At 73.6% G+C, this 7753-nt stretch carries 6 protein-coding genes; all 6 read left to right on the top strand.

The window, feature by feature from the left end; all coding sequences use genetic code 11:
* Nucleotides 1-50 precede the first annotated feature (50 nt).
* The 6 genes from ACFVXG_RS35910 to ACFVXG_RS35935 all read left to right on the top strand — a co-directional run bounded on the left by ACFVXG_RS35910 (nucleotide 51) and on the right by ACFVXG_RS35935 (nucleotide 7662).
* Complete coding sequence (locus ACFVXG_RS35910; protein WP_387933815.1) at nucleotides 51-1331, top strand: ROK family protein; 1281 nt, start codon at nucleotides 51-53, stop codon at nucleotides 1329-1331.
* Nucleotides 1332-1494: 163 nt separating this feature from the next.
* Entirely contained in the window at nucleotides 1495-4119 is a 2625-nt protein-coding gene (locus tag ACFVXG_RS35915; RefSeq protein WP_387933817.1) for an RICIN domain-containing protein, read from the top strand.
* 240 nt (nucleotides 4120-4359) lie between these two features.
* Nucleotides 4360-4923, top strand: a complete 564-nt coding sequence (locus ACFVXG_RS35920) for a hypothetical protein (protein ID WP_387933819.1) — start codon at nucleotides 4360-4362, stop codon at nucleotides 4921-4923.
* 201 nt (nucleotides 4924-5124) lie between these two features.
* The gene (locus ACFVXG_RS35925; RefSeq protein WP_387933821.1) at nucleotides 5125-5553 is read left to right on the top strand and encodes a hypothetical protein; all 429 of its coding nucleotides are present in this window, start codon (nucleotides 5125-5127) and stop codon (nucleotides 5551-5553) included.
* A 109-nt stretch (nucleotides 5554-5662) separates the two neighbouring features.
* Nucleotides 5663-6742: an alpha/beta fold hydrolase gene (locus ACFVXG_RS35930; protein WP_387933822.1), complete on the top strand. Its 1080-nt coding sequence runs from the start codon at nucleotides 5663-5665 to the stop codon at nucleotides 6740-6742.
* A 68-nt stretch (nucleotides 6743-6810) separates the two neighbouring features.
* The gene (locus ACFVXG_RS35935) at nucleotides 6811-7662 is read left to right on the top strand and encodes an alpha/beta fold hydrolase (RefSeq protein WP_387933824.1); all 852 of its coding nucleotides are present in this window, start codon (nucleotides 6811-6813) and stop codon (nucleotides 7660-7662) included.
* Nucleotides 7663-7753: the final 91 nt, after the last annotated feature.

Here is a 7753-nt window from a genome sequence, read left to right on the forward strand (position 1 = left end):
GCCGCGGAGGAAGACCGACGGCACCCCCGTGACCACCAGAGGAGCGGTTCGTGAAGGCAGCGCTTCAGGGCTCCGGCGTACGGAGCCTGGCCATGGCGGGCCCGGCCGTCGCCCGCGACCGCTCGTCCTCCCGCCGGGCCAACCTCGGCATGGTGCTGCGGCTGCTGCGCGACGAGGGCCCCCGCTCGCGCGCCCGGATCTCCGAGGACACCGGCCTGCCCAAGGCCACCGTCTCCAACCTCACCGCGGAGCTGCTGGAGGGCCGGCTGATCCGCGAGGGCGAGGCCGAGCGGGACCGGGGCACCGTCGGCCGGCCCGGGCAGGCCGTGGAGATCGACGGCAGCGGGGTACACGGCATCGGCGCCGAGATCAACGTGGACTACGTCAGCCTGCTCGCCCTCAACCTCAAGGGCGAGATCACCGCGGAGCAGCGGATCCCCTTCGACGTCCGGGCCGCCGGGCCCGACGCCACCCTGGACACCACCGCCCAGCTGGTCGCCCGGGGCATCGAGGCACTGCGCCGCGACGGCGGACGCGTCGCCGGGGTCACCCTGGCCACGCCCGGCGCCACCGACATCGTCACCGGCACCGTCGGCTTCGCCTCCAACATCGGCTGGCGGGACGTGCCCGCCATCGCCGGTCTGCGCGAGCGGCTGGGGCCGGGCGCCCCCGAGATGCACCTGGAGAACGACGCGAAGCTCGGCGCCCTGGCCGAGTACGTGACCGCCTCCGCCGACAACGTCCGCGACCTCGTCTACGTCACCGGCCAGACCGGCGTCGGGGTGGGGATCATCGCCGGCGGGCAGCTGGTGCGCGGCGCGGGCGGCTACGCGGGCGAGGTCGGCCACCTCCAGCTGGTGCCCTCCGAGCAGCTGTGCGCCTGCGGCAGACGCGGCTGCTGGGAGACCACCATCGGCCGCGGCGCCCTGCTGCGCTACGCCGCCGACCCCGGCGACCTGGTCTGGGACCCGATGGTCGACCTGGAGCGCCGGCTGGCCGAACTGCGCGACCGGGCGGGCGCCGGGGACGCCCGCACGCTGGCGGCGCTGCAGCGGATCGCCGACAGCCTCGCTCCCGGCCTGGCCCTGCTGGCCGACATCCTCAACCCCCGGCTGATCGTCCTCGGCGGCCACTTCGCCTTCTTCGGCGAGTACCTGCTGGACAGCGTGACCGCCCAGATGCGCGAGCGGGTGATGGCCCCGGACGCCGGGGGCTGCGAGGTCGTGCTGTCCACCACCGGGCTGACCGGCACCGCGCGCGGCGGCGCCCTGCTCGCCCTGGACGCCGTCTACCAGGACCCGACCAGCGCCATGACGCCCGCCCGGGGCTGACCGGCCACCCAGGGCCCTGCGCGGGGCCGGCCTTCCCGCACACATCGGATTGCTGCACGGGGGTTGACATGACCCCTAATAAGTTCGGATTCTGGCGGAACTAATCGCCAGTCGTGCCGCCTCCCCCACTCCACCGGCGGCACGCCTCCGGAAGGATCCCCCGATGAGACGGACGACGTCCCGGCCGGCCCGGGCCTCGCTCGTGCCGGTCCTGGCCCTGGCGGCGGCGACCTGCCTGCCGCTCGCCGCCGCTCCCCCCGCCTCCGCCGCCCCGCCCACCGCCACCACAGGCACCACGGGCACGGTCACCATCGGCGGCAAGTGCCTGGACGATGCGAACGCCGGCACCGCCGACGGCAACCCCGTCCAACTGCTCAGCTGCGACGGCTCGGCCGCACAGCAGTGGACCTGGCACCCCGACGGCAGCGTCACCGCGTTCGGCAAGTGCCTGGACATCACCGACGCCTCCAACGCCACCGGCGCGCTGCTCCAGCTGTACGGCTGCACGGCCGGCCCCAACCAGCGGTTAGGCTGGCTCCCGGACGGCACCGTCTACTCCGCCAAGTCCGCCAAGTGCCTCGCCCTCCAGGGCAGTTCGGCCACCGACGGAGCCCGGGTCGGCCTCGCCCCGTGCACCCCCTCCGCCACCGAGGTCTGGGGCGGCACCGCGGCACCGCCCGCGCCCTACACCCTCTCGAGCGGCAAACCCGTCCCCTTCGGCAACGCCGACGACACCCCCGCCTTCGGCTACACCGACACCGACGGGCAGTTCTACTACCAGTCCGCCCACTCGCTGTACGGCGCGAAGGACGGCCGCAGCTGGCAGTTCTACCGCGGCGCGGACTTCGACACCGCCACCCCCGCGCCGATCAGCACCGCGGTGAACCCCGCCAACCCCCAGGACAGCAACGGCGACACCACCTGGCGCTGCAACAACAGCCCCACCGGCCTCGGCGCCACCGCCGCGCCCGCCGGCTCCGGCTACGCCCAGCGCAACTACTGCGACCTGACCGGCGTCTGGGTCGACCCCGACACCGGCTGGTGGTACGGCCTGGTCCACAACGAGTTCACCCCGCAGCCGTTCGGCGACGGCCTGCACTACGACGCCATCGACGCCACCGTCTCCAAGGACCAGGGCCACACCTGGACCATCACGGACCACGCGATCACCACCCCGTACAGCACCGTCCGCGGCGACACCGCGACCTTCCCCGGCTCCACCTACTCCTACGGCGACGGCGACCCGCGCCTGTTCACCGACTACCGCTCCGGCTACTTCTACGTGTTCTACATGTCCCGGGCCGTCGACAAGACCGGCGGCTGGGGCGGCTTCGAGGAGCACGTCGCCCGCGCGCCCATCTCCGGGAAGATGGCGGCCTCCTCCTGGACCAAGTGGCACGACGGCTCCTGGTCCACCCCGGGCGTCGGCGGCGCGGAGAGCGACCTCGTCCCCGCCCAGGGCGTCGGCACCGGCTACCTCGCCCCCGGTGACGACTACTCCCCGACGCGGACCGGCAGCATCCGCACCCAGATCGCCACCGGCACCATGCCGGCCCCCTCGCAGCTGTCCGTGCTGAACATCGCCTGGAGCGCCTACCTCGGCAAGTACCTCGGCACCCCCGAGAACGAGGCCGGCTCCGACCAGCCCCAGCACTACTACGTCACCGACGACCTGGCCACCCAGCAGTGGACCGACATCGGCTCCGTCGGCGGGCCGCAGAGCTCCTGGTACCGCTGGCTGGTCGACTCCGGAAACCGCACCGGCACCACCGTGCTCGGCAAGACCTTCCGCTCCTACTGCTGGTACAGCTGCTCCACCGGCAGCGGCGAGTACTCCGAGGTCACCATCGCCCCGACCGCCGCCACCGGCCCGCCGCCCGCCCCCGTCACCGGCGGCGTCCCGTACCGACTGGCCGCCGGCAACGGCCGCGCCCTGGCCCAGAGCGGGAACGCCCTGACCACCTCCGCCACCGCCGACGCCCCGGCCCAGCAGTGGACCTTCACCCCCACCGGCGACGGCTTCTACACCATCGCCAACGCCGGCTCCGGCAAGCTGCTCGGCGTCGACTCCCGCGGCAACGCCGGCCGCGCCTGGGGCGCCGCCCCGACGCTCGCCGCCCGCGGCGGCGCACCCACCGTCGGCCAGCAGTGGTCGATCCAGATCGTGGCCACCAGCCCGACGGGCAGCGGGCCGTCCGCACCCACCGGCGGCTACCGCCTGGTCAACCGCTACAGCGACCTCGCGCTCAGCCTCACCACCGGCCCCCAGGCCGTGGCCACCTCCCCCCAGCGCAGCTGGGACAACCCCGGCAGCACCGCCGACACCCGCCCGGTCGCCGCCCAGACCCTCATCCTCACCCCCGCCACGGCCACCCCCGGCCTCGATGGCACCCACGTGGTGTCGACCTCCGGCCAGGCCCTCGACGACCCCGACTGGTCGACGGCCCCCGGCACCCGGCTCGACACCTGGACCGCCAACGGCGGCGCGAACCAGGGCTGGACCTTCGCCCGGCAGGCCGACGGCTCGTACACCCTCACCAACACCCACTCCGGACTGTGCGCGGACGACCAGGGCGGTGCCACCGCGCCCGGCACCCCCGTGATCCAGTGGACCTGCACCGGCAACGACAACCAGCGCTGGACCGCCACCCGGCTCCCCTCCGGCACCTACACCCTCAGCAACGTCCACAGCGGGCTCCTGCTCACCACGGACGGCCCCGACGACGGCGACCTGCTGACCCAACAACCCGACAACGGCTCGCCGTTGCAGCAGTGGACGCTCGACTGAGCGGCTGAACCCGCGCCCTCGCCGCGGGGATTCCACGGGGACTCCGCGGCGAGGGCACCGGTCCGCCCACCGGCCCGCCCACCGGTCCACCCGCCTCCGAGCAGACGTCACGATCCCATCAACATTCCGGAGGATCCTCGGGATTGACGGCATTCGTCCGCTTTCGGGCCCGCCGTCAGGCCGCTGACCTCCTTAAACTCCCCGCATCACTGCCGTTCAACAGTGGGCAAAGGAGTAGCAATGCACGCCCCAAGGCCGGCCGGGCCCCCGGGGGGCCGGTGGAAGACGGTCACCGCCGCCGCCCTCGTCGCCGCGCTCGCCTCGTCCGCCGCCACCGCCTGGTGGATGTCGGCCGACGACGACCTCCGGTACGTCGACGACTACGCCGCCCACGAGCCGCTGCGCACGGTCGGATTCCCGTCCGCGGGCACCCTGCGGCTGACCCAGCAGATCGTCTGGCGCCTCGCCGACGGCTCCGAGGACTCCCTGGCGGCGATGGCCACCTCCGACGGCTCCGGCGCGGAGGCGCGCAGCACGGCCGGCAACTGGGTGCAGGCGTTCCGGGCGGGCGCACAGGGCCCGGTCACCGCGGAGTTCCACGGAGAGGGCTCGGTCCGCCAGTCGGTGGTGCTCTACTTCGAGCGCACCCGGCAGGTCAAGCAGCTCCGGCTGCGCCTCGACGGCATCGGCGGCGAGGACGGCTGGCGCGTCCTGATGCGCGAGACCGACCCCCGGGAGGCCGCCGCCCCGCCCACCTGGGCGCCGACCTCCCCCGGCGCGACGCTCCCCCCGGCCATGCCGTGAGGCCCAGCGGCACCTGACTCATCGACACCTGACCGGCCGACAGCCGACCCGACCGGCGAACGGGCGGACACCCCCTGCGGGGCGTCCGCCCGTTCTGCGTCTCCGGACCCGATCACCCGTAACCATCTTGACGGGTGACGCCGACTCATGGAACTCTTTCGTCACCGGTCAGAACAGTTACTTTCCGATGAGGACACCACCATGGCAGTCGTACGGTTCCAGCTCGTCTCCACCCTCCCCGCGCAGGACGTCCGGGCGGTGCTGACCGACTTCACCCCCGCCCGCGCCGAGACCTGGCCGTCCATCGACGCCGAGCACTTCGAGGTCCACGCCCTCGGCGACACCTGGGCCGAGGTCACCGAGGGCACCGCCGCCGCCTGGGAGCGCGCCCGCTACGACTGGGAGCCCGACGGCGACACCGTCACCGTCACCACCCTGGACTCCAAGCTCTTCGGCCCCGGCGGCGGCTGGGTCTTCCGGCTGACCCCCGAGGACGACGGCACCCGGGTCGACGTCCAACTGACCCGGCAGCCCCAGCACTTCAAGGGCCGGATGCTCGCTGCCCTGCTCCCCGTCGCCGCCCCCGCCGCCCTGCGCAAGTCCTTCGCGGGGCCCCTGCGCACCAGGTGACGGCAGGCATTTCGCACGTCTCCGGCGGCGCACCGTCAGATGACTGATGCGTCCGGCCGGTGGCCGAAGAACAGTTGGGGCACCAGCGAGTCTCCGGGAAGGACCAGACATGATCAGCAGGCGTACCTTCACCAGGGCGGTCGGTCTCGGCGTGGGCGCCACGGCCGCGTCGCTCGGCGCGGCCTCCGCCTCTGCGGCCGCGGCCGGTGCCGACCGGCCAGACCGGCCCGGCCAGTCCGGCCGCCGGGCCCCGGTCATCCCGGCCATCGCCCCGGGCACCCACACCACGTTCACCGAGCTCAAGCGGGTCCAGGCGGGCGTACTCGACATCGGCTACGCCGAGGCCGGGCCGAAGCACGGCCCCGTGGTCATCTGCCTGCACGGCTGGCCCTACGACATCCACAGCTACGTCGACGTGGCGCCGCTCCTGGCGGACGCCGGCTACCGGGTGATCGTGCCCTACCTGCGGGGCCACGGCACCACCGCGTTCCTGTCCCCGACGACCGTCCGCAACGCGCAGCAGTCCGCGATCGCCCTCGACATCCTCGCCCTGATGGACGCCCTGAAGATCGACCGGGCGGCGCTGGCCGGCTTCGACTGGGGCTCCCGGACGGCCGGCATCATCGCGGCGCTGTGGCCCGAGCGGGTCCGGGCCCTGGTGTCGGTGAGCGGCTACCTCATCACCGACGTCCCCGCCCAGCGCAACCCGCTGCCGCCGAAGGCCGAGCACACCTGGTGGTACCAGTACTACTTCGCCACCGACCGCGGCCGCGTCGCCATGGAGACCAGGCAGAACCGGCACGACCTGTGCCGGCTGGTGTGGGACGAGGTGTCCCCGACCTGGAAGTTCGACGACGCCACCTTCGAGCGCACGGCCGCCGCGTTCGAGAACCCCGACTACGCCGCCATCGTGATCCACAACTACCGCTGGCGCCTCGGCCTGGCCGACGGCGAGCGCCGCTACGACCGCTACGAGCAGCTGCTCGCGGCCCGGCCGGTCATCACGGTGCCGACCATCACCCTGGACCCAGCGCTCGACCCATTCCTGGCCACCACCGACGGCGCCGGGTACCGGAAGTTCTTCACCGGCGCGTATGAGCACCGAGTCCTCACCGGCACCGGCCACAACGCGCCGCAGGAGGCGCCGACCGCCTTCGCCCAGGCCCTGGTGGACGCCGACCGACTCTGACCGTCTCTGACCCGGCGAGCCACTGCACTGTTTCCCGACCCCTTGGAGAGTGACCTTCCGTGTTCAGCATGAAGAACGGCCGCCTGCGCCGCCTCATCACCGGTGCCGCCGCCGGAGCCGGCGCGATCGCCTCCGTCGGCGCGTTCGGCATCGCCGGCGCCGCGAACGCCGCGAACGCCGCCGCCCCGGGCCCGGCCACCGACCGGGCCCCGAAGCCGACCGTCGTGCTGGAGCACGGCGCGTTCGCCGACGGCTCCAGCTGGGACGGCGTCATCGCGCAGCTGCGCCGCGACGGCTACCCGGTGGTGGCCGCCGCCGACCCGCTGCGCGGCCCGGCCTCCGACGCCGCCGCGCTGCGCAGCGTCATCGACCACGTCCAGGGCCCCGTCGTCCTGGTCGGCCATTCCTACGGCGGCTCGGTGATCAGCGAGGCCGCCGTCGGCGAGCCGCGGGTCAAGGCCCTCGTCTACGTCGCCGCGTTCCTGCCCGCCCCGGGCGAGTCCGCGCTGCAACTGACCGGCCAGTTCCCCGGGTCCACCCTGTCCGGCACGCTGGACCCGGTGCCGGTCACGAACGCCGACGGCAGCACCGGAACCGACCTGTACATCCGACAGGACAGGTTCCGGGCCCAGTTCGCCGCCGACGTGCCGGCCGACCGGGCCGCACTGGCGGCCGCGACCCAGCGGCCGATCGCCCAGGCCGCGCTGACCGAGCGGGCCACCGTCGCCGCCTGGCAGACCGTGCCCAGCTGGGACGTCATCACCACCGAGGACCTCAACATCCCTGCTGCCGCCCAGCGGTTCATGGCCGAGCGGGCCCACGCCCACACCACCGAGGTCGCCGCGTCGCACTCCGTCGCGGTGTCCCACCCCGGCCTGGTGGCGGGCGTCGTCGAGCAGGCCGCCCGCGTGACCCGCTGACAGTGAGGATGTTCATGAGCGGTTTCCGGGCAGGTCTGACCCGCCCTCTGACTGACCTCGGGTCCTCAACGGGATCTGTCGGCCTCGTCCG

The organism is Kitasatospora sp. NPDC058162 (genome assembly GCF_042884005.1).
Taxonomy (GTDB): domain Bacteria; phylum Actinomycetota; class Actinomycetes; order Streptomycetales; family Streptomycetaceae; genus Kitasatospora.